Source organism: Amycolatopsis solani, from assembly GCF_033441515.1.
Classification (GTDB): domain Bacteria; phylum Actinomycetota; class Actinomycetes; order Mycobacteriales; family Pseudonocardiaceae; genus Amycolatopsis; species Amycolatopsis solani.
Window position 1 is genome coordinate 47,414 of record NZ_JAWQJT010000003.1, and the last position, 20,794, is coordinate 68,207.

General features: G+C 72.5%; 20 protein-coding genes. 17 read left to right on the forward strand and 3 right to left on the reverse strand.

Annotation, left to right across the window (positions count from 1 at the left end; genetic code table 11):
- Positions 1-72 precede the first annotated feature (72 nt).
- Positions 73-1,839 carry an aa3-type cytochrome oxidase subunit I gene (ctaD, locus tag SD460_RS33380; RefSeq protein ID WP_290059363.1) on the forward strand — a complete coding sequence of 589 codons (1,767 nt, stop codon included), beginning with the start codon at positions 73-75 and terminating at the stop codon, positions 1,837-1,839.
- Between the two features lie 17 nt (positions 1,840-1,856).
- On the opposite strand, the gene SD460_RS33385 is transcribed toward ctaD, so the two are convergent.
- The gene (locus SD460_RS33385) at positions 1,857-3,065 is read right to left on the reverse strand and encodes a PP2C family protein-serine/threonine phosphatase (RefSeq protein ID WP_318307240.1); all 1,209 of its coding nucleotides are present in this window, start codon (positions 3,063-3,065) and stop codon (positions 1,857-1,859) included.
- A 138-nt stretch (positions 3,066-3,203) separates the two neighbouring features.
- On the opposite strand from SD460_RS33385, the gene SD460_RS33390 reads away from it, so the two are divergent.
- The 6 genes from SD460_RS33390 to SD460_RS33415 all read left to right on the forward strand — a co-directional run bounded on the left by SD460_RS33390 (position 3,204) and on the right by SD460_RS33415 (position 7,550).
- A complete protein-coding gene (locus SD460_RS33390) occupies positions 3,204-3,656 on the forward strand; it encodes a MarR family transcriptional regulator (protein WP_438860859.1) in 453 nt (150 codons plus the stop codon).
- A 74-nt stretch (positions 3,657-3,730) separates the two neighbouring features.
- Complete coding sequence (locus SD460_RS33395; protein ID WP_290059369.1) at positions 3,731-4,576, forward strand: STAS domain-containing protein; 846 nt, start codon at positions 3,731-3,733, stop codon at positions 4,574-4,576.
- Complete coding sequence (locus tag SD460_RS33400; protein ID WP_290059370.1) at positions 4,573-4,965, forward strand: STAS domain-containing protein; 393 nt, start codon at positions 4,573-4,575, stop codon at positions 4,963-4,965. The genes SD460_RS33395 and SD460_RS33400 overlap by 4 nt, the downstream gene beginning before the upstream one ends.
- Positions 4,955-5,377: an ATP-binding protein gene (locus SD460_RS33405; RefSeq protein WP_318307241.1), complete on the forward strand. Its 423-nt coding sequence runs from the start codon at positions 4,955-4,957 to the stop codon at positions 5,375-5,377. The genes SD460_RS33400 and SD460_RS33405 overlap by 11 nt, the downstream gene beginning before the upstream one ends.
- Positions 5,374-6,360, forward strand: a complete 987-nt coding sequence (locus SD460_RS33410) for a SpoIIE family protein phosphatase (RefSeq protein ID WP_290059374.1) — start codon at positions 5,374-5,376, stop codon at positions 6,358-6,360. The genes SD460_RS33405 and SD460_RS33410 overlap by 4 nt, the downstream gene beginning before the upstream one ends.
- Positions 6,360-7,550, forward strand: coding sequence for a PP2C family protein-serine/threonine phosphatase (locus tag SD460_RS33415; protein WP_290059376.1), 1,191 nt, complete (start codon positions 6,360-6,362; stop codon positions 7,548-7,550). The genes SD460_RS33410 and SD460_RS33415 overlap by 1 nt, the downstream gene beginning before the upstream one ends.
- Positions 7,551-7,645: 95 nt before the next feature.
- Here the strand turns inward: SD460_RS33415 and SD460_RS33420 are convergent, their stop codons facing one another.
- Positions 7,646-8,422, reverse strand: a complete 777-nt coding sequence (locus SD460_RS33420) for a GntR family transcriptional regulator (protein WP_290059378.1) — start codon at positions 8,420-8,422, stop codon at positions 7,646-7,648.
- A 116-nt stretch (positions 8,423-8,538) separates the two neighbouring features.
- Here SD460_RS33420 and SD460_RS33425 point away from each other — a divergent pair, with 116 nt between their 5' ends.
- From SD460_RS33425 to SD460_RS33440, 4 genes are read left to right on the forward strand one after another with little or no spacing between them, the layout of a single operon-like run.
- The gene (locus SD460_RS33425; protein WP_318307242.1) at positions 8,539-8,694 is read left to right on the forward strand and encodes a hypothetical protein; all 156 of its coding nucleotides are present in this window, start codon (positions 8,539-8,541) and stop codon (positions 8,692-8,694) included.
- Positions 8,691-9,560, forward strand: coding sequence for a Cgl0159 family (beta/alpha)8-fold protein (locus tag SD460_RS33430; RefSeq protein WP_290059380.1), 870 nt, complete (start codon positions 8,691-8,693; stop codon positions 9,558-9,560). Before SD460_RS33425 ends, SD460_RS33430 begins: the two co-directional genes overlap by 4 nt.
- 28 nt (positions 9,561-9,588) lie before the next feature.
- On the forward strand, positions 9,589-11,073 hold the full coding sequence (locus SD460_RS33435; RefSeq protein ID WP_290059382.1) for a CoA-acylating methylmalonate-semialdehyde dehydrogenase: 1,485 nt from the start codon (positions 9,589-9,591) through the stop codon (positions 11,071-11,073).
- Between the two features lie 38 nt (positions 11,074-11,111).
- Positions 11,112-11,471, forward strand: a complete 360-nt coding sequence (locus SD460_RS33440) for a nitroreductase/quinone reductase family protein (RefSeq protein WP_290059383.1) — start codon at positions 11,112-11,114, stop codon at positions 11,469-11,471.
- 37 nt (positions 11,472-11,508) lie between these two features.
- Here the strand turns inward: SD460_RS33440 and SD460_RS33445 are convergent, their stop codons facing one another.
- Positions 11,509-12,075, reverse strand: a complete 567-nt coding sequence (locus SD460_RS33445) for a TetR/AcrR family transcriptional regulator (RefSeq protein WP_318307243.1) — start codon at positions 12,073-12,075, stop codon at positions 11,509-11,511.
- A gap of 204 nt (positions 12,076-12,279) precedes the next feature.
- Here SD460_RS33445 and SD460_RS33450 point away from each other — a divergent pair, with 204 nt between their 5' ends.
- From SD460_RS33450 to SD460_RS33475, 6 genes are all read left to right on the forward strand, one after another.
- Positions 12,280-12,732, forward strand: coding sequence for a (2Fe-2S)-binding protein (locus tag SD460_RS33450; protein WP_290059388.1), 453 nt, complete (start codon positions 12,280-12,282; stop codon positions 12,730-12,732).
- Entirely contained in the window at positions 12,719-13,681 is a 963-nt protein-coding gene (locus SD460_RS33455; protein WP_318307244.1) for an FAD binding domain-containing protein, read from the forward strand. Before SD460_RS33450 ends, SD460_RS33455 begins: the two co-directional genes overlap by 14 nt.
- Positions 13,678-15,852 carry a xanthine dehydrogenase family protein molybdopterin-binding subunit gene (locus tag SD460_RS33460; protein WP_318307245.1) on the forward strand — a complete coding sequence of 725 codons (2,175 nt, stop codon included), beginning with the start codon at positions 13,678-13,680 and terminating at the stop codon, positions 15,850-15,852. Before SD460_RS33455 ends, SD460_RS33460 begins: the two co-directional genes overlap by 4 nt.
- Positions 15,853-15,995: 143 nt before the next feature.
- Positions 15,996-17,420, forward strand: coding sequence for a carboxylesterase/lipase family protein (locus SD460_RS33465; protein ID WP_290059396.1), 1,425 nt, complete (start codon positions 15,996-15,998; stop codon positions 17,418-17,420).
- 505 nt (positions 17,421-17,925) lie between these two features.
- Positions 17,926-19,203: a sensor histidine kinase gene (locus tag SD460_RS33470; RefSeq protein ID WP_290062358.1), complete on the forward strand. Its 1,278-nt coding sequence runs from the start codon at positions 17,926-17,928 to the stop codon at positions 19,201-19,203.
- Positions 19,204-19,287: 84 nt separating this feature from the next.
- Complete coding sequence (locus SD460_RS33475; RefSeq protein WP_290062357.1) at positions 19,288-20,724, forward strand: APC family permease; 1,437 nt, start codon at positions 19,288-19,290, stop codon at positions 20,722-20,724.
- Positions 20,725-20,794 lie beyond the last annotated feature (70 nt).

Sequence of the window (20,794 nt, forward strand, 5' to 3'; positions counted from 1 at the left end):
CGTGTGTAGCCGTCACCCCACGGGGTACGCGCGCGAGGACCGCACTTCCGCCGGCCCCAGGTGGCGAATCCGATGACCGCGACCCGCACCACCCCGATCGCGCACGGCCCGGTACAGCGGGGCAAGCGCGGCGAAACGCTCCTCAAGACGATCCGCACCACCGACCACAAGACGATCGGGGTGCTGTACCTGTCGACGTCGTTCGGGTTCTTCCTGATCGGCGGCCTGACCGCGCTGCTGATGCGGGGCGAGCTGGCGCGTCCCGGGCTGCAGTTCCTCTCGCCCGAGCAGTACAACCAGCTGTTCACCATGCACGGCACGATCATGCTGCTGCTCTACGCCACCCCGAACCTCTTCGGGTTCGCGAACTTCGTCCTGCCCCTGCAGATCGGCTCGCCCGACGTCGCATTCCCCCGGCTGAACGCGTTCTCCTACTGGCTGTACCTCTTCGGCGGCCTGATCGTCCTCTCCGGCTACCTCACCCCCGGCGGCCCGCCGGACTTCGGCTGGACCGCCTACACGCCGTTGTCGAACGCGATCCACTCCCCCGGCGTCGGCGGCGACCTGTGGATCGCCGGGCTCATCGTCACCGGCCTCGGCACCATCCTCGGCGCGGTCAACATGATCACCACGATCGTCTGCCTGCGCTGCCCGGGGATGCTCATGTGGCGCATGCCGATCTTCACCTGGAACATCCTGTTCACGTCGGTGCTGATCCTGCTCGCCTTCCCGATCCTCACCGCCGCCCTGTTCGGGCTCATGGCCGACCGCCACCTCGGCGCCCACGTCTTCGACCCCGAAAACGGCGGCGCCATCCTCTGGCAGCACCTGTTCTGGTTCTTCGGCCACCCCGAGGTCTACGTCGTCGCGCTGCCCTACTTCGGGATCGTCACCGAGATCATCCCGGTGTTCAGCCGCAAGCCGTTGTTCGGCTACAAGACCATGGTCTTCGCGACGATCGGCATCACGGCGCTGTCGGCCGCGGTCTGGGCGCACCACATGTTCGCCACCGGCGCCGTCCTGCTCCCGTTCTTCTCGATCATGACGTTCCTCATCGCCGTGCCCACCGGGATCAAGTTCTTCAACTGGATCGGCACGATGTGGAAGGGGCAGCTGACGTTCGAGTCACCGATGCTGTGGTCGGTCGGCTTCCTCGTCACGTTCCTGCTCGGCGGGCTGACCGGGGTCATCCTCGCCTCCCCGCCGCTGGACTTCCACATCCACGACACCTACTTCGTCGTCGCCCACTTCCACTACGTCCTCTTCGGCACGATCGTCTTCGCGACCTTCGCCGGCATCTACTTCTGGTTCCCCAAGATCACCGGGCGGATGCTCGACGAAGGCCTCGCGAAGTGGCACTTCTGGACGACGTTCGTCGGCTTCCACACGACGTTCCTCATCCAGCACTGGCTGGGCGACGCCGGCATGCCGCGGCGCTACGCCGATTACCTGTCCTCGGACGGGTTCACGCGGATGCACATGGTGTCCACGATCGGCGCGTTCCTGCTCGGGCTCTCGGTGCTGCCGTTCATCTGGAACGTCGTGAAGAGCTACCGCTTCGGCCAGCCCGTCGGCGTCGACGACCCGTGGGGCTACGGCAACTCGCTCGAGTGGGCCACCACCAGCCCGCCGCCCCGGCACAACTTCCTCGACCTGCCCCGGATCCGCTCCGAGCGCCCGGCGTTCGAGCTGCACTACCCGCACATGGTCGAGCGGATGCGGGCGGAAAGCCACCTCACCAAGGGCCACCCGAAGCACGCGGCCTCCCCGTCCGAGATCGCGGCGGGCGCCACCCAGCCCGACGACCAGGGCGACAGCGACGACGTCCGCGGCCGTTGATCCCGGCCGCGCCTCGTTCAGTCCGCCCGGCGCACGGACATCGACGGCCCGGTGCCGCGGCCCGCCACCGGGACCGGGCCGAACCAGTCGAGGCACACGACCATCGCGTCGTCCTCGGCCTGGCCGCCGTGCCGGCGCGTCGTCAGCTCCCGCAGGACCGCGCCGGGGACGTGCGCCGCGGGCAGGTCGGCGGTCGTGGTGACCGCCTCGGCGAGCTCGCGGTCGCCGTAGCGCTCGTCGTGCGTGCCGGGTGCGTTATAGACGCCGTCGCTGACGAACACGAACCGGTCGCCTTCCGCGGCCTGGAAGCGTTCCACTTCGTAGATCGTGCCGTCGAACGTGCCGAGCGGCAGCTGCTCGTCGAACAGGACCCGCTCGGCCTTCCCGTCGCGCAGCCGCCAGAGCCGGGGCGAGCCCGCGTCGACCACGGCCACCGAACCCGTGGCGAGGTCGAATTCCAGCAGCAGGGCGGCCACGTGCTCGGCACCGCGGTGGTGCGCGTAGAGCGCTTGGTCGGCGAGCTCGGCCTGGGCGTCGAGCGGGATCCCGGCGCGGCGGGCGTTGCGCAGCGCGTTGATCGCGAGGTTGGTCAGCAGGGCCGCCTCGCTGCCCTGCCCCATGCCGTTGATCAGCGTGACGGCGAGCTTGTGCGCGGACGCCGACCAGTCGAAGCAGTCGCCGTAGATGGCGTAGGCGGGTTCGAGCTGGCCGCCGAGCGCGAACTCGGCGCGGGTGCAGGCGCGCCCGGGCAGCAGCTGCCACTGCATTTCCGCGGCGAGCGTCAGCCGCGACGACCGCCGGGCCTGGATGTAGAGGTCGGTGTCGCGGTCGGCGACGAACAGTTCGTGGGCGACGGCTTCGGCGAACCGCTCGAGCTCGCCCCAGACGGGCGGTTCGGGCTCGGCGGGCAGCGTGACCGCCAGCACGCCGAGCCGGTCCCCGCGCACGCTGACCGGCAGGTAGCCGGTGACGCCGTCACCGGACGGCTCGAAGGTGGCCGCCTGTGTGACGAACGCCGCGCCGGGGACGGTCCCATCGACCGGGATCGGCTCCGACGTGTAGGGCTGTTCGCCCACCTGGCACAGCTCGGTCAGGGCGTAGTCGGCCATCAGCAGTTCGACCGCCTCGGCGCCGAAGTGCTCGCGCAACGCCACGCGCAAGGCCCGGGGCAGGTCGTGCGGCGGTACGTCACGGAGGAGACGCTCCACCGCCAGGGATCTGTCCAACGCCTGCCTCCTGCTCACGGGTCCGCGCGCGACGGCGCGGGGAATTCTGTCGAGTCTGCGCCGCCCCGGCGCGCCGGTCTACGGCGATTCGCGTGAGCTGTGCTGCCGGTTCAGCATAGGGATGCCAGAGTGGGTGCTGTGGATCGATCCCGCGAGCAGGCCGCCCCGGACGGGGTGGCCGCTCTCGCGCGCCTCTTCGAATCGGTGCTGGAAGGGGTGCGGGACGTCTCGCCGCGGCCGCTGTCGGTGTCGCAGCTGCGCGCGGTCGTCGCGCTCGACCACCGCGACGGGGTCAACCTGCGGGAGCTGGCCGACCTGCTCGATTCGACCCCGCCGCTGGTGAGCAGGCTGTGCGACCGGCTGGAAGCGGTGGGGTTCCTCGAGCGCCTGCCCAGCGCGCGCAGCAGGCGGGAGCTCACGCTGCGGCTGTCCGACCGCGGCCGCGCCTACCTCCACGACCTGCGGTCCCGGCGCCGGGACCGCGTCGAGGGGCTGCTGGCGAAGATGACGCCGGCCGGCCGGGCCGCGCTCGCCGCCGGCCTCGAGGAGTACCAGGCCCTCGCGGACCGGACCCCGGATTTGCATCGCTGACACAACTGTTGTTATATGACAACAGTCAACCTGGCGTACAGCAGAGCGCGCCCGCAACACCAAGGGAGGGCTCGGTGCCGGGCACGGACGACAGCCAGGTCCGCGGAGTGCTGACGCGCGTTCTGGAGGAAGACCGGGCCGCGCTGGCCCGGGATTGGGCCGGTCAGGAACCCGGCGACGAGCTTCGCCGCGAAGCCGCCGGCCTGCTGGAAGCACTGCGCGCCGCGATCGCCGGCACCCTCCCGGTGTCCCGGATCGTGGACCAGGACCCCGCCGTGCGCGACGCGTTGACCTCGCTTTCGGAGCGCCGGGCCCGCGCGGGTGCCGAACCGAAGGTCACGGCGATGGCGATCCTCGCGCTCAAGCGCACGATGCTGGGCGCGATCGAACGGCACACCGAGGACTCCGCGCTGCGCTACCGGGCCGCGCTGCTGGTCGACGAACTGCTCGACAGCGCGGGCGTGCTGACCTTCGAGGTCTACGCGGCGGGCCGGGAGCGGATCATCCGCGAGCAGCACAGCCAGGTGCTCGAGCTGTCCACCCCGGTCCTGCGGCTGTGGCGCCACGTCCTCGCGGTGCCCCTGATCGGCACGCTCGACAGCGCCCGGACGCAGGTCGTGATGAACAGCCTGCTGGAGGCGATCCAGGCCACCGAGGCCCGGGTGGCGATCATCGACATCACCGGCGTCCCGACCGTCGACACCGCGGTGGCGCAGCACCTGCTGCAGACCGTCAGCGCCGTCCGGCTGATGGGCGCGGACTGCGTGATCAGCGGCATCCGCCCGTCGATCGCGCAGACCATCACGCAGCTGGGCATCGACCTCTCGCACATCGTCACGCGCGGCTCGCTCGCCGACGCGCTGGCGACCGCGATGCACCTCATCGGCGACGGCACCGCCCGGCCGGGCGTGACCGGGTGAACGCCGGGCTGCCCATCCTGCGGCTCGGGGACATCCTGCTCAGCGGGCTGCTGAGCGACCTGGACGACCAGACCGCCCTCGCGTTCACCGACGAGCTGACCACGCGGATCGCCGACGAGGACATCCGCGGGGTCATCATCGACATCTCCCGGCTGGAGATCATCGACTCCTTCGTCGCCCGCGTGCTCATGCAGCTGGCCGGCACCGGGCAGCTGCTCGGCGCGCGGATGATCGTGGCGGGCATGCGCCCGGCCGTCGCGCTGACGCTGACCGAGCTCGGCCTGCAGCTCACCGGGGTGCGGACCGCGCTGAACGCGGAACAGGCGATGGAGCTGCTGGGCTGGCGCCGTCCCGCCGAGGCCGCCGGAGAGGCGCCCCATGCTTCCTGACGAGCGGACGGTCGGGCCCGCCGAGCACCCCGTCCGCGTGGAGGAGGATCTCCTCGCCGCCCGTCACGCCGTGCGGGCGGCCGCGGTCGCCGCCGGTTTTTCGATCGTCGACCAGACGAAGATCGTCACCGCGGCCAGCGAACTGGTCCGCAACGCCTACATCCACGGCGGCGGCGGCACGATGACCGTCAGCGTGGAGCGGGACCCGGCCGGGCGGACCGGGATCCGGCTCCAGGTCCGCGACGAGGGCCCGGGGATCGCCGACGTCGAGCAGGCGATGACCGACGGGTTCAGCACCGGCGCGGGACTGGGGCACGGCCTCGGCGGCACCTGCCGCCTGGTCCACGAATTCGACCTCGAAACCGCACCCGGCCGCGGCACCACCGTCACGGTCGCGCGCTGGCAGCCGTGACCGCGACCGTCGCCGAGCCGACCCACCGCATCCGCGTCGACCACCCCAGCGCCGCGTACGCCGCCGCCCGCGTCGCCCGCGAAGCCGCGCACGCGACCGGGCTCCCGGACGTGCTGGCCGAACGCGCCGCGGTGGTGGCCGCCGAGCTCGCGGGCAACATCGACAAGCACACCGCCGGCGGCTCGGTCTTCGTGCAGCGCTCGCTCATCGGGCGTGGCATCGACGTGCTGGCCGCCGACGACGGTCCGGGCATGGCCGACCTCGACCATTGGCTGCTGGACGGCAACACGACCACCGCCACGCTCGGCACCGGCCTCGGCGCGGTGCACCGCATGGCGACCGAGTTCCGGATCAGGTCCTCGCCCGCGACCGGGACGCTCGCCGCCGCCCGCCTGCTCGTGCCGCCCCCGTACGGTGGCGCGATCGGGCACTTCCGCCTGGCGCGCGAGGGCGAGCAGCACTGCGGTGACGCCGTCGCGCTGGCCGACGTCACCGGCGGCCGGACCGCCGTCGTCGCCGACGGGCTCGGCCACGGGCCGGACGCCGCCGAAGCCGCCGATGCCGCGGTGCGCGTGTTCCTCGAGAACCCGGACCGCCCGCTGCCCCACCAGCTCACGAACATGCACCGCGCCCTCCGCACGACCCGCGGCGCCGCCGTCGCGCTGATCCGGATCACGCCGCGGCGGCTCGAGTTCTGCGGCGTCGGCAACGTCAGCGGCGCGAGCGTCGGCGCGGGCCCGTCCCGGCTGCTGCTCAGCACCCCCGGCATCGTCGGGTTCACCCTGCCGTCGGCCCCGGTCCGGCACGTGGAGCTGGCCGAGGGCGACGTGGTGGTCCTGCACACCGACGGCGTCGGCACCGGGTGGCGCGTGCCCGGCCGGGTCCCGGACCTGCTGCTGCTCGCCACCGAGCTCGCCCACCGGCACCGCAACCCGCGCGACGACGCGGCCGTGCTCGCCCTGCGCGTGGAGCGGGCCGCCTGATGCGCCCGGACCTGGCCCGCATCCGGCAGCGGCTGCGCACCGCCTGCGGCGAAGCCGGCGTCGACCCCGGCGACCGCGCGCGGCTGGTGCTCGCGGTGACCCTGCTCGCCGAACCGGCCCTCACCGCGGGTGAAACCGTCGACGTGGCCACGGCGGCCTCGGACCGGCGGCTCGCCGTGACCGCGCGGCTCGACCACCCGGTGAGCCAGAGCAGCCGCAACGCCTTGCCGCTGCTGCCCGAGCGGGGCGACGACGAGACCCTCACCTGGCACCTCGCCGGCGGCGGCCCCGCACTCCCCGCCGAACCCGACGACGGCCGGGCGACGCGCGAGGAGATGCTCGCGCTGATCGCCCGCGCCGACGCGCTCACGCACGAGCAGCGGCAGCTCAAGCACGAGCTGGCGGAGACCAACAGCGGCGTGCTCGCGATGTACGTCGACCTCGAGCAGCGGGACGAGCAGCTGCGCCGGGCGCACGCGGTCATCTTCCGCGAGCTGGAGGACGCACTGCGTCCCCGCGCGCCGGTCGTGGCAGGCCTGGAGCTGGGCGTCCACTACTCCCCGACCGACCAGGATTCCCCGACCGGCGGCGACCTCTACGACTGGTTCGTCCTGCCCGACGGCCAGGTCCACGTGACACTGGTCGACGCGGTCGGCCACGGCGTCACCTCGACCCGGCACGCCCTCACCGTCACCCACGCGATCCGCACCCTGGCGCTGGAAGGGCACCCGTTCCCGGACCTGATCAAGCGCGCGTCCCTCGCACTGGCCTCGATCGAGCCCGACCTGATGGCCACGGTCCTCCTCGCCCGCACCGACCCGTCAACCGGCCACACCCGCCTGGCCAGCGGCGGCCACCCGGAACCGGTGCTGGTCAAGGCGTCCGGCCCCGCCCGCCTCCTCCCCGCACCGGTGGTGGGCCGCGGCGTCGGCTTCCCCGACCCGGGCAGCGGGCAGCTGGTCGAGCTGGACCTGGCCCCGGGCGACACGCTGCTGCTCTACACCGACGGCTTGGTCGAAAGCCGCAAGGACATCGACGAAGGCCAGGCCAGGTTGCTGGTGCTGGCGGAATCCCACCGCGCCCATCCGGCCGCGACCCTGCCGCGCGAGCTGGTGACCCGCATGCACGACGTCGTCCTGCACGCCGACGACACGGTGGTCCTCGCCCTCCGCAGGCCGACTGCTCCCTAGACGGCCGGGGCCGCTCCCCTGGCACCGCGTGGGCTTCTCGCGCGGAATCCCGGCCCGCCACCGCGCGAACCCCACCGTCGCCGCGCTCTCCCTCGCTACTGCGGCCCGTTCGTCAACGACAAGTTGAACGTGTATCGCGACGCCCGGTAGACGTGCCAGCCGTACTCGACCACCCGGCCGGTGTCGTCGTAGGTCGTCCGCTGCATCGTGAGCAGCGCCGCCCCCGGTTCCTCGTGCAGCAGCTCCGCGTCCTCACCGGTCGCGAGCCGGGCACCGATGTTCTGCTCGGCCGCGTGCAGGCGGACCCCCGCCGCGCGCAGCAGCTGGTACAGGCCGCGTTCGCGCAGCTCGTCGTCGGTCGGGTCGAGGACGTCGGCGGGCAGGTAGTTGTTCATCAGCGCCAGCGGTTCGCCGTCGGCGGACCGGATCCGCGTCAGGCGGCGCACGTGCGCCAAGCCGGGCGCCTCCAGCAGCTCGGCCACCTTCGCGTCGGCGTCCTCGACCCGGTTGGCCAGCACCGCCGACTCCGGCTTGCCGCCCAGTCCGGCGAGGTCGTCGAACAGGCTGCTCAGCCGCAGCGGCCGGGCGACCTTCGTGCGGACGACCTGCGTGCCGACCCCGCGCCGCCGCACCAGCAGCCCCTGGTTGACCAGCGTCTGGATCGCCTGGCGGACGGTCGGGCGCGAGAGCCGCAGGTTCGCGGCCAGGTCGACTTCGTTGCCCAGCCGGGACCCCGCCGGAAGCCTGCCGTCCTCGATCGCGGCGTGCAGCTGCCGCGAGACCTGGAAGTACAGCGGCTCGGGGCTGCCCGGGTCCAGGACGATCTCCCGCCCGGGATCCCAGGAGCCGAAGGTGACGTCCGGCTTGCTCATCCCCGGATGCTACCGCCCCGGCGTCCCCTGTAGGGATGACGTGTTGTCCATATGTCTTGACAAAGTCCGAGAGTGCTGCAATCGTCGATCTCGGGACGACTCAGGGGAGGGCATCGATGACCACGTGGTTCGACCTCGTGACGATGGGCCGGATCGGGGTCGACGTCCACCCCCGGCAAACCGGCGTGGGGCTGGAAGACGTCACCTCGTTCGGCAAGGACGCGATGCCCACTGAAGACCAGGTAGTGCGGAAGCCGGGAGCCCACCGATGAGCGACCTGCAGCGGCGGATCGTCGCCCAACGCGTGCACCACCCGGAAGCGATCGCCGAAGCGGCCGCGAACCGGGTGCGGGCCGAGTCGCCGTTCAACGACAAGGGCCGCACGATGATCATCGCCGCGGACCACCCCGCCCGCGGCGCCAACGCGGTGGGCGGCAACCCGACGGCGATGGCCGACCGCGGCGAGCTCCTCGAGCGGCTGTGCCTGGCGCTGGAGCGCCCCGGCGTCACCGGCGTGCTGGCCACCGCCGACGTCATCGACGACCTGCTCCTGCTCGGCGTGCTCGACGGCAAGACGGTGCTCGGCTCGATGAACCGCACCGGCCTGGCCGGGTCGAGCTTCGAGATCGACGACCGCTTCGCCTGCTACGACGCCGAAACGATCGAGCGGATGCGCTTCGACGGCGGCAAGACCCTGACCCGGATCTGCCTCGACGACCCGGCCACGCCGAGCGTCCTGGAGAACACCGCGCGGGCGGTCAACGACCTGGCCGACCGCAAGCTGATCGCGATGGTCGAGCCGTTCCTGTCGGTCTGGTCCGGCGGGCGCGTCAAGAACGACCTCTCCCCCGACGCCGTGATCAAGTCGATCACGATCGCCGCCGGCCTCGGCCGCTCGTCGGCCTACACCTGGCTCAAGCTGCCGGTGGTGGACGAGATGGAGCGCGTGCTGGCGTCCTCGACGCTGCCCGCCGTCCTGCTCGGCGGCGAAGTCAAGGACGCCGACGCGGCCTTTGCGGCGTGGCAGCGCGCACTCGCGCTACCGACCGTCCAGGGCCTGGTCGTCGGGCGGTCGCTGCTCTACCCGCACGACGGCGACGTCGCCAAAGCCGTCGACACCGCAGTGGGGCTGCTGTGAACCCAGCGCCATTACCCGTAGGAGCGTCGTGAACACCATCGAACACTGGATCAACGGCACCGCCACCCCGGCGGGCTCGGTCCGCACCGCGCCGGTCTTCGACCCGGCCACCGGCCGGGAGCAGGCCAGGGTCCTGCTCGCCGAAACCGCCGACGTCGGCACCGCGGTCACGGCTGCGGGCAAGGCCTTCGAGGCGTGGGGCGACTCTTCGCTGTCCCAGCGCACCAAGGTGATGTTCGCTTTCCGCGAGCTGCTGGTGAAGCACGAGGACGAGCTGGCGCGGATCATCTCGAGCGAGCACGGCAAGGTGGTCGAGGACGCCCGCGGCGAGATCGTGCGCGGCCGGGAGGTCGTCGAATACGCGTGCGGCATCGCCGACGCGCTCAAGGGAAGCTTCTCGGACCAGGTTTCCCGCGACGTCGACGTACACGACTTCCGGCAGCCGCTCGGCGTGGTCGCCGGGATCACGCCGTTCAACTTCCCGATCATGGTGCCGTTGTGGATGCACCCGATCGCGATCGCCACCGGCAACACGTTCGTCCTGAAGCCGAGCGAGCGCGACCCGTCGGCCTCGAACTTCGTCGCGCGCTTGTACGCCGAAGCCGGCCTGCCGGACGGCGTGTTCAACGTCGTCCACGGCGACAAGACCGCGGTCGACGCGCTCCTCGACCACCCGGACGTCGCGGCGGTGTCGTTCGTCGGCTCCACCCCGATTGCGAAGTACGTGCACGAGCGGGGCACCGCGTCCGGCAAGCGCGTCCAGGCCCTCGGCGGCGCGAAGAACCACGCGGTGGTCCTGCCCGACGCCGATCTGGAGTACGCGGCCAACCACCTCACCGCGGCGGCGTTCGGCTCGGCCGGCCAGCGCTGCATGGCGATCTCGGTCGGGGTGGCGGTCGGCGAGGCCGGCGACAAGCTCGTCGGGATCCTCGAACGCAAGGCGAACGAGGTCAAGGTCGGCCCGGGCAGCGACCCGGCGAGCGACATGGGCCCGGTCGTCACCGAAGCCGCGCGCGAGCGGGTGGTGAACTCCGTCGCCCGCGGCGCCGAGCAGGGCGCCACGGTGGTGGTCGACGGCCGCGGCCTGCGGGTCGAAGGCCACGACGAGGGCTTCTTCGTCGGGCCGTCCCTGCTGGACCACGTGACCACGGAGATGGACGCCTACCGCGAGGAGATCTTCGGCCCGGTGCTGGCGATCGTCCGCACCGGGACGATCGACGAGGCGATCGCGGTCATCAACGCCAACCCGTACGGCAACGGCACCGCGATCTTCACCTCCGGCGGCGAGGCCGCCCGCAAGTTCCAGCGCGAGGTGAAGGTCGGCATGATCGGCGTCAACGTCCCGATCCCGGTGCCGATGTCGTACTACTCCTTCGGCGGCTGGAAGGACTCCCTCATCGGCGACAGCCCCGTCCACGGCCCGGCCGGCGTCCGCTTCTACACCCGCGCCAAGGTCGTCACCACCCGCTGGCCCCGCACGGAGGCACGCTTCGATTTCCCCACCTCGACGTAACCGGAACACCTATCTCCGGTTTCCGGTACGGTGGCTCCATGGGATACCGAGGCCCGCTCCCGAAGAACGCCGTGGCTCGCGTCAACACCTGCGTGGGCTCACTGCGGACGTCCCCGCGCTGGGGACGCCTGGTCCGCCGCCACCTGACCCAGGTCACCTACACCGGCCGCCGGTCAGGCCGCACCTTCACGACCCCGGTCGGCTACCGCCGCAAAGGCGATGTCGTGACGATCGGCGTCCGGCTGCCGGACGCGAAGTCGTGGTGGCGCAACTTCACCGGCGACGGCGCCCCGCTGTCCCTGGAACTGGACGACACCGACCGCACCGGGCACGCCACCGCCCACCGCGACGAGAAAGGCCGCGTCACCGTGACTGTCCACCTGGACAACCCCGCCTAGCGGGCACGCCGTGCCCCAGCAACCCGGCCGAAGGCGCTTAGCTGGCCATCCCGTGCCAGAGCAGCTCGGCGAGGCTCGCCGCCTCGCCGCGCCAGTCGCCACCCGGATCGAGGAGCAGCAAGCCGGCCAGGCCGCGCAGCACCACCACCGGGTTCAGGCCGGGCCGCACGGTCCCCGCCGCCGCGTTCGCTTCGAGCAGCGCCGCCATCGCGCCGATCATGGCCTCGTAGGCGCTGGCCGGCAGCTCGCCGCGCGACGCCGTCGCGCGGCGCAGGGCGTCGGCCAGGCCCTTCTTCGTCATCATGTAGTGCGCCAGGTGGTCGGTGACCCACACCTGGAAGGCCTCGTCCGGCGCGTGCTTCTCCAGCAGCACCGGCACGATGTCCACGATGTGCCGCACTTCGCGCTGGTAGACGGCCAGGATCAGCGCCTCCGGCGTCGGGAAGTGCCGGTACACCGTGCCGACGCCGACCTCGGCCTGCTTCGCGATCGCGTTGAACGAGACCTCGCCCGTCCGGGCCAGCGACTCCCCCGCGGCGACGAGGATGCGCTCGTGGTTGCGCCGGGTGTCCGCGCGCCGGGGGCTGACCGAGCCCGTCGTCATCGTCCCTCCCGTTCCTCGTTGCCATCCGATGTCCGCCCGAATCTAACCCAGACCTGGAGCAACTCCAGCGTGATCCGTTCGTTGCGAAGCGGATTGTAATCCGCTAGCCTCGCGAACGGGTGAAGCGGATGACTATCCGCTCCCCTTGATCGCCGCCACCACCACCGCCTGGAACCGCTCCGGGCGAGCTGCGGAAAGAGACCAGTGGACATCTCACTCGAAGTCAACGGCAGTACCGAACACGTGAACGTCGAACCCGGCGTGACGCTCCTGGACGCGCTGCGCGAGCGCCTCGCCGTCACCGGCCCCAAGAAGGGCTGCGACCGCGGCCAGTGCGGCGCCTGCACGGTGCACGTCGGCGGGCGGCCCGTGCTGTCCTGCCTGACCCTCGCCGCCACCGTCCGGGAGCCGGTCACCACCGTCGAAGGACTGTCCACAGAGGACGAGCTGCACCCGGTGCAGCAGGCGTTCGTGGACCAGGACGCGCTGCAGTGCGGGTTCTGCACCGCCGGGCAGATCATGTCGGCGGTCGCCGCCGTCGACCAGGGCGTCGAGGACGTGCGCGAGTTCATGTCCGGCAACCTCTGCCGGTGCGCCGCCTACCCGAACATCGTCAAGGCCGTCGAGCAGGCGAGGAGCGCCGATGCGTCCCTTTGAGCTGACCGCGCCCACCACCGTCGAAGCGGCGCTCGCGACCCCCGGCACCTTCCTCGCCGGCGGGACGACGCTGGTCGACCTCATGAAGCTCGACGTCCTCACGCCCGAGCACGTCCTCGACATCAACCAGGTCCCGCTGCACGGCATCGACACCAGCGACGGCCTGCGGTTCGGCGCGCTGGAGCGGATGAGCGCCATCGCCGCGCACCCGCAGGTGTACCCGGCGATCTCGCGGGCCCTGCTGCTCAGCGCGTCGCAGCAGCTGCGGAACATGGCCAGCATCGGCGGGAACCTGCTGCAGCGCACGCGCTGCTCGTACTTCCGCGACGTCGCTTCGCCGTGCAACAAGCGCGTGCCCGGCAGCGGCTGCCCCGCGCTCACGGGCGCGAACCGGATGCACGCGATCCTCGGCGCCAGCGACTCCTGCGCGGCGACGCACGCCAGCGACGTCGCGGTCGCCCTGGTCGCACTCGACGCCCGCGTCAAGCTGGCCGACGCCGACGGCACCCGCGAAGTCGCCCTGCGCGACTTCTACCAGCTGCCCGGCGACACCCCGGCGCTGGAGAACGACCTGCGGCCGGGCGAACTGATCACCGAGGTCGTCGTGCCGCGGCTGGACTGGGCGGCGAACTCCACCTACGTCAAGGTGCGCGACAGGCAGTCCTACGAGTTCGCGCTGTGCTCGGCTGCCGTCGCGCTGGACGTCCGGGACGGCGTCGTCGCCGACGCGCGCGTCGCGGTCGGCGGCGTGGGGACCGTGCCGTGGCACCTGCCGTCGGTCGAAGCGGCCCTGCGCGGCGGCCCGGCGACCGAGGCCGCCTTCGAAGCGGCCGCCGCCGTGGCGGCCGAGGGCGCCGAACCGTTGTCCCACAACGGGTACAAGGTGCCGCTGCTCAAGCGGACCATCGTCCGCGCGCTGCTCGAACTGACCGAGGGGAGCTCCCGATGATCACCCGGCTGGACGCGCCGCTGAAGGTCACCGGCCGGGCCAAGTACGGCGCCGACCACCACTTCCCCGGCATGGCCTACGGCTACGTCGTGCTCAGCACGATCGCCCACGGCGAGATCGAAGCCATGGACTTCTCCGCGGCGCGGGAAGCACCCGGCGTCGTCGGCGTGTACTCGCCGTTCGACCCGCTGGAGATGCGCACGGCCACTTCGCCGCTGTTCGGCGAAACGTGGGTTCCGCTGCAGGACAAGGAAGTCACCTACTACGGCCAGCCGATCGGCTTCGTCGTCGCGGAGACGTTCGAGCAGGCCCGCGACGCGGCTTCGCTGGTGAACGTCGCCTACCGCCCGTTGCCGGCCAAGACGTCGCTGGCCGAAGGCCTGGCCACGGCCGAAGACGCGCCGCCGGCCCGTGACGGCGCGCCGCCGTCGCTGGAGGTCCTCGCCGACGGCGTCGAATCCATCGAAGACGCCTTCGCCGCGAGCCCGGTGGTCGTCGAAGCCACCTACACCACCGCGACGCAGAACCACGCCGCGATGGAGCCGCACTCCGCGGTCGCGGTGTGGGACGGCGGCGAGCTGACCGTCTACAGCGGGAACCAGGCCTCGAACCTGCAGGCGATGGAGCTGGCGAGCGCCCTGGAACTCGAGCTGACCGCCGTCCACTGCGTGAACCCCTTCGTGGGCGGCGCGTTCGGCGGCAAGGGCCGGACGTCCGCGCCGGCGTTCCTGGCCGCCGCGGCCTCGCGGGCGCTGAACCGCCCGGTCAAGGCCGCGCTCACCCGTGAGCAGGTCTTCACCGCGACCGCGGGCCGGGCCGCGACGGTCCAGACGATGAAGCTCGGCGCGGAACGCGACGGCACCCTCGTCGCGCTGAGCCACGACTCGTGGTGCAGCACCGACACCGCCCGCTCGTTCGTCGAGCCGACGTCGCACGGCACCTCGCGCGAGTGGTACGCCACGCAGAACCTGGCCATCAGCCAGAAGATCGTGCCGCTCAACATCCCGCCGACGACGTTCATGCGCGCCCCCGGCGAGGCACCCGGCTCGTTCGCGCTGGAAAGCGCGATCGACGAACTCGCCGTCGCGCTGGACATGGACCCGATCGAGCTGCGCATCCGCAACAACTCGACCGCCCCGCCGGGCAACGACCTGCAGTGGTCGAGCAAGCACCTCGACGAGTGCTTCCGCATCGGCGCGCAGCGCTTCGGCTGGGCGCACCGCCCGCCCGGCACGCGCACCGAAGGCGACTGGCTCGTCGGGATGGGCGTCGCCACCGCGATGTTCCCGGCGCTGCGCTTCCCGGCCACGGTCGGCATCACGCTGCGGGCCGACGACACCGCCGACGTCGCCACCAGCGGCGCGGACCCGGGCACCGGCCTGCTGACCGTGCTTTCCCTGGTGGGCGCGGAATCGCTGGACATCCCGGCCGACCGGATCACCCCGCGGCTCGGCGACTCGGCGCTCCCGCCGGGCGGCCTGTCCGGCGGCTCGACGGCGACGGCGAGCGCGGGCACCGCGATCATGATCGCGGCGGGCAAGGCCATCGACGAGCTGGTGGCACTCGCCGCCGACCCCGGCGCGCCGTTCGAAGGCCACGAGGTCACCTACGCCGACGGCCGCGTGTTCGCGGACGGCCGCAGCATGACCTTCGGCGAGCTGCTGCGCGCCGTGGGCCGCGAGTCGCTCGACGTGACCGGTTCGTCGGCACCGGGCGAGGAACTGACAAAGCATTCGTTCAGCTCGTGGGGCGCCCAGTTCTGCGAGGTCCGGGTGCACAAGTGGACGCGCGAAGCGCGCGTCTCGCGACTGCTCGGCGTGTTCGACTCGGGCCGGATCATCAACGACAAGGCGGCCCGCAGCCAGATCATGGGCGGCATGATCTGGGGCGTCTCGGCCGCGCTGCACGAGGGTCTCGAGATCGAGGCGAACGGCCGGCTCGCCAACGGCGACTTCGCGAGCTACCTGCTCCCGGTCAACGCCGACATCCCGGAGGTCGACGTCCACTTCGTCGAGTACCCGGACACGCTGCACAACGCCGTCGGCGCCCGCGGCCTCGGCGAAATCGGCACGGTCGGCATGGCGGCGGCGGTGGCGAACGCCGTCTACAACGCCACCGGCACCCGGGTCCGGCACATCCCCATCACCATCGAGGACCTCCTCGAAGGCTGACCGCGGAGCGGGGCGCCCACCGGCGCCCCGCTCCGCCGTTACCCATCCGCGACACCAGTGGGGACGATCGCCGATGACGGCGACCGGTCCACGGTCCTAGGCTGGCGGGCACTTCTCCGGTGTGCCACGAAGGGATCCCCCGCATGACCGACCCGGTCGTCCCCACCACTTCCGGCGCGGTTCGCGGTCAGGTCACCGCCGACGGCGTCGCGCTCTTCCGAGGCGTGCCGTACGCCGCCGCGCCCGAAGGCGACCTGCGCTTCGCCGAGCCCGTCCCCGCGCCGCCGTGGGAAGAGGTCCGTGACGCGAGAAGACCGGGGCCGACCGCGCCGCAGCGCAGACACGACGTCCCGGGCCTGGACCTGACGCCGCTCGCCGGCACCGGCTGGCGGCCGGGCCCGGAGTACCTGACGGTCGACGTGTGGACGCCGCAGCCGGGTGCCGCCGCGCTGCCGGTGCTGGTGTTCCTCCACGGGGGCACGTTCCTCGGCGGCACCGGCTCGGCCGCGGTCTACGACGGCACGGCGTTCGCCCGCGCGGGCGCGGTGCTGGTGACCGTGCAGTACCGGCTCGGCGTGGACGGTTTCCTGCCGCTGGACGGCGGAGCCACCAACCTCGGCCTGCGCGACCAGCTCGCCGCGCTGCGCTGGGTCCGGGAGAACATCGCCGGGTTCGGCGGCGACCCCGCCAACATCACCCTCTTCGGCGCGGCATCGGGCGCGGTGAGCGTCGCCTGCCTGCTCGGCTCGCCGCTCTCGCCGGGCCTCTTCCGGCGCGCGATCGTCCAAAGCGGACACCCCGACATGGTGCGCGACGGCGTCCAGGCGCGGCGGCTGGCCCGGGTGGTCGCCGACGAGCTGAAGGTCGAGCCGACCGCGGAAGCCTTCCGGAAGGTGTCGACCGAGCAGCTGCTCGACGCCCAGGACGCCGTCCTGCGCCCCGGCGGCGCACCCGACCTGCGCGACGCACTGGGCTTCGACCGCGGCTACGGCCTGAGCCCCTTCCTCCCGGTGATCGGCGACGACGTCCTCCCCCACCACCCGGCCAAGGCGATCAAGGCGGGCGCGGGCCGCGACGTCGACCTGATCGCCGGCAGCTGCAGCGAGGAGATGCGCCTCTACCTGGTCCCGACCGGCGCACTGGAAGCGGTCACCGACGACCAGGCGATCGCATCACTGGCGGTGTCCCACCCGGACCCGGCGGGCGTCCTGCACGCGTACGGCCTCGGCGCCGACGCCCCAGCCGGCGAGGTCCTCGTCGCGGCCCTAACGGACCTGGTCTTCCGCGACGGCGTCCGCAACCTGGCCGACAACCACACGGGCCGCACGTTCCGCTACGAGTTCGAGTGGGGCTCGCCCTTGCTCGGCGGCGCCCTGGGCGCCTGCCACGGCCTCGAGCTGCCCTTCGTGTTCAACGCCCTCGCCGCAGCCCCCGGCGGCCTCCTCGGCGAGAACCCACCCCAGGAGCTGGCCACCGAACTGAACGCCGCCTGGCACCGCTTCGCGACGACGGGTTCGCCCGGCTGGCCGGAGTACGCGGGCGAGGACACGGTGTTCCACACGTACTGAGGTCCCGACCGCCCGGCGCACCACGCGCGCCGGGCAACCGCGGCACCCCGGCTGCCGCCCCTCGCTCCACCACCGGCCCGCTCCCCTGCACCGGCCACTCGCCGGCCGCAACCGCCCCGCTGGCCGCCATCGGCCCGCTCGCCGCCACCCGCTCGCCGGCCAGCCGTCCGCGACCCCGCTCTCCGGGCCCAAGCCGCCCAACCCCGCGCCCCGCCACCGGCCCGCTCCCCCGCGCCGACCGACCACCGCACACCACTCGCCGGCCGCAAACCGCCCGGCCCCCGCGCCCCACCACCCGCCCGCCCCACTCGCGCGCGGCGAAGCCCGGCGCCGCCAAGCCGCCAACCACAAGCGCGGCTCCACTGGCGATCACACCCCCAAGGTCACGAACCCGTCGCGCCCCTTGCTCCACCGGGCTGGACTCCTGGCCGTTTCGGTTGACGGCTCCCCCGCCGCGCTGCCAGGCTCAGGCCCGCCCGGACGGCCGGATGAATGGGGACCACCGATGCCCGAGGCGGGCTCTGCCGCACCGCCGCGCGCGTTCGTCCGCACGTTGCTCCGCAGCGGCACACCCGCGGAGCCTGCCGAGCCCGCGGACGACAACGGCGACCTCACCGCGGTCGGGGACGCGACGCTCGCGCGTGCCTCGCGCTACTGGGTCCTCGTGCCGCTGGCCTACCGGATCGCGGCGTTCGTCAAGGTGTTCATCGGGTTCGCCGCCGCCAACGGCGGCCTCGGCCTCGGCCCGGTGCTGGGCGCGACCGTGTTCGCCGTGCTGGCCAACACCGCCGCCGCGGTCTGGGTGCTGCGGTCCGGTGGGCTGCGGGCCCGCATCACCACCCGCGCGCTCGGGCTGGACCTGGCCGTCGGCGTCCTGCTCAACTTCGTCGTGGCCATGACGGCGCCGCCCGCGGTGCAGCCGTTCGCGGTCGACGTGTCGTGGACCTGGCTGGTCGGCGCGGTCGCCATGTGGGCGGGCACGTCCGGGCTGCCCGCCGCGCTGTGGCTGTTCGCCGCGGCCGTGCCGTTGCGCGCGGCGCTCACTGTGGCCGGCGGCCTCCCGCTGGACCACCAGCTCGCCCTGACGCGGTCGATCGGCTGCCTGGTCGCGCTGGCGGTGGCGATCGTGCTCGCCGTCGCGATCCTCATCCTGCTCGGCGTCGGCACCCGGTTCGCGGTGGACATCGGGCTGCGGCGCGGGCGCGAAGCCGAACGCCGCCGGACCCGGCGCATCATGCACGACAGCGTGCTGCAGACGCTCGAAGCGCTGGCCATTTCGGCGCCCGGCGACCAAGCGCACGCCGTCACGCGGCTGGCGGAACTCCGCTCGGTCGCCAAGGCGGAGGCGGCCGAGCTGCGCCGCAAGATCACCGAGCCGCTGCCGACCGGCCCGACGCGCAGCTTCGCCGTCGAACTCGCCGACGTCGCCACCGAGCTGACCCGTGACGGCCTGCGCACGCAGCTCGTCGCCGCGGACTTCGCCGACGACCACAAGGTTTCCTCCGATCGCCGCACCGCGCTGGTCGAGGCGGTCCGGGAGGCGTTGCGCAACACCGTGAAGCACTCCGGGACCAAGCAGGTCGTTCTCCGCGTGGAGGAACGCGACGGCGGGATCGCGGTGGTCGCCCGCGACCAGGGCCGGGGCTTCGACGTCCACGACCGGCCGCCGGGCTTCGGCATCAGCCAGTCCATCGTGGCCCGGCTGGCCGAGGTCGGCGGGCACGGCACGGTGGACTCGCAGCCGGGCCGCGGCACCCGCGTCACGATGTGGGTGCCGGGCTAGGCAACGGTTCTGCGCTGCGGCACAAGACTCCCGCGACGGCCGGGGCGCACCATGCCCGGACAGTCCCTGCGGGAGGAGAAACCCATGGCCGAGTCGGGCTCCCTGCGCCGCGACGCGCTGGGCACACCGGGCGTCGTCTTCCTCGTCCTCGCCGCCGTCGCGCCGCTCACCGGCATCGTCGTCATCGCCTCGCTGGGCATCGCGCTCGGCAACGGCGGCGGCATGCCCGGCGCGTTCCTGCTCGCCGCGCTGATCCTGGTGCTCTTCGGCGTCGGCTACGCGCAGATGAGCAAAGTGGTCACCGGCGCCGGCGGCTTCTACGTCTACGTCACCAAAGGCCTCGGCCGCCCGCTGGGCCTGGTCGCCGCGCTCATCGCCCTGCTGGGCTACAACTGCTTCGTCGCCGGCGCGGTCGGGACGAGCGGCTTCTTCACGGCGAACGTCGTCGAGCAGGTTTTCGGCTGGCACACGCCGTGGCCGCTCTGGAGCCTCGCCTCCGCCCTCGCGGTGTTCGCGCTCGGCCGCCGCGGCGTCGACGTCAGCGCGAAGGTGCTCGGGGTTTCGCTCGTGCTCGAGGTGTCGATCCTGCTCGTCCTGGACGTCGCGGTGGCCGTCCGGACCGGACTGGACGTCCACGCGTTCTCCCCCGGCGTGGTGTTCTCGGGCTCGATCGGGATCGCGTTCCTCTTCGCCTTCAACGCTTTCGTCGGCTTCGAGGCCACCGGGCTGTTCAGCGAGGAGGCACGCGACCCGCACCGGACGATCTCCCGCGCGACCTACACGGCGATCGTCCTGATCGGCGTGTTCGCCGCGGTCACGACGTGGGCGATCGTCAGCGCGACGAGCGTCGCGCAAGCCGGGCAGACGGCGCAGGACCACCTCGCCACCGGCGACCTCGTCTTCTCGATCAGCCGGACCTACCTGGGTTCGTTCCTCACCGACGTGATGATGCTGCTGCTGGTGGTCAGCCTGTTCGCGGCACTGCTGGCGCTGCACAACTCCGCGACGCGCTACCTGTTCGCGCTCGGCCGCGCCCGCGTGCTGCCCGCCGTCCTCGGCCGCACGAACGCGGCGAACGGGGCACCGTACGTCGCCAGCGGGACGCAGATCGGGCTGGCGACGCTGATCGCCGCGGCGTACGCGCTGGCCGGCCTCGATCCCCTCGCCGACCTCACCGCCAGCATGACCGGCATCGGCACCCTCGGCGTGATCGCCTTGCAGGCGCTGGCGGGGATCGCCGTCGTCGCGTTCTTCCGCAGGCGGCGCGACCCCCGCCTCTGGCGCACGGCGATCGCGCCCGGGCTCGGCGGCCTCGGCCTGATCGCCGTGACGGCGCTGGCGATCGTCAACTTCCCCACGCTCGCCGGCTCCGAGGCCCCCGCGATCGCCCTGCTGCCGTGGCTGCTCGCGGTGGCGGTGGCCGCCGGCCTCGCCCTCGCGGCGTGGCTGCGCAGCCGCCGTCCGGACGTCTACGCGGGCCTGGACGAACTCGGCCTGGACACCGAACCCGCCCCGCGCTGACCCGGCCCCGACCACCCCAATGTGGCGTTGGTTGCGTTCAACGCACCGAACGCCACATTGGGTGCGTCAG

Coding starts and splice junctions, on each gene's coding strand:
- ctaD (WP_290059363.1), top strand. CDS start 73: ATGACCGCGACCCGCACCACCCCGATCGCGCACGGCCCGGTACAGCGG.
- SD460_RS33405 (WP_318307241.1), top strand. CDS start 4,955: ATGCTTCCTGACGAGCGGACGGTCGGGCCCGCCGAGCACCCCGTCCGC.
- SD460_RS33415 (WP_290059376.1), top strand. CDS start 6,360: ATGCGCCCGGACCTGGCCCGCATCCGGCAGCGGCTGCGCACCGCCTGC.
- SD460_RS33420 (WP_290059378.1), bottom strand. CDS start 8,422: ATGAGCAAGCCGGACGTCACCTTCGGCTCCTGGGATCCCGGGCGGGAG.
- SD460_RS33425 (WP_318307242.1), top strand. CDS start 8,539: ATGACCACGTGGTTCGACCTCGTGACGATGGGCCGGATCGGGGTCGAC.
- SD460_RS33430 (WP_290059380.1), top strand. CDS start 8,691: ATGAGCGACCTGCAGCGGCGGATCGTCGCCCAACGCGTGCACCACCCG.
- SD460_RS33440 (WP_290059383.1), top strand. CDS start 11,112: ATGGGATACCGAGGCCCGCTCCCGAAGAACGCCGTGGCTCGCGTCAAC.
- SD460_RS33445 (WP_318307243.1), bottom strand. CDS start 12,075: ATGACGACGGGCTCGGTCAGCCCCCGGCGCGCGGACACCCGGCGCAAC.
- SD460_RS33455 (WP_318307244.1), top strand. CDS start 12,719: ATGCGTCCCTTTGAGCTGACCGCGCCCACCACCGTCGAAGCGGCGCTC.
- SD460_RS33460 (WP_318307245.1), top strand. CDS start 13,678: ATGATCACCCGGCTGGACGCGCCGCTGAAGGTCACCGGCCGGGCCAAG.
- SD460_RS33465 (WP_290059396.1), top strand. CDS start 15,996: ATGACCGACCCGGTCGTCCCCACCACTTCCGGCGCGGTTCGCGGTCAG.
- SD460_RS33470 (WP_290062358.1), top strand. CDS start 17,926: ATGCCCGAGGCGGGCTCTGCCGCACCGCCGCGCGCGTTCGTCCGCACG.
- SD460_RS33475 (WP_290062357.1), top strand. CDS start 19,288: ATGGCCGAGTCGGGCTCCCTGCGCCGCGACGCGCTGGGCACACCGGGC.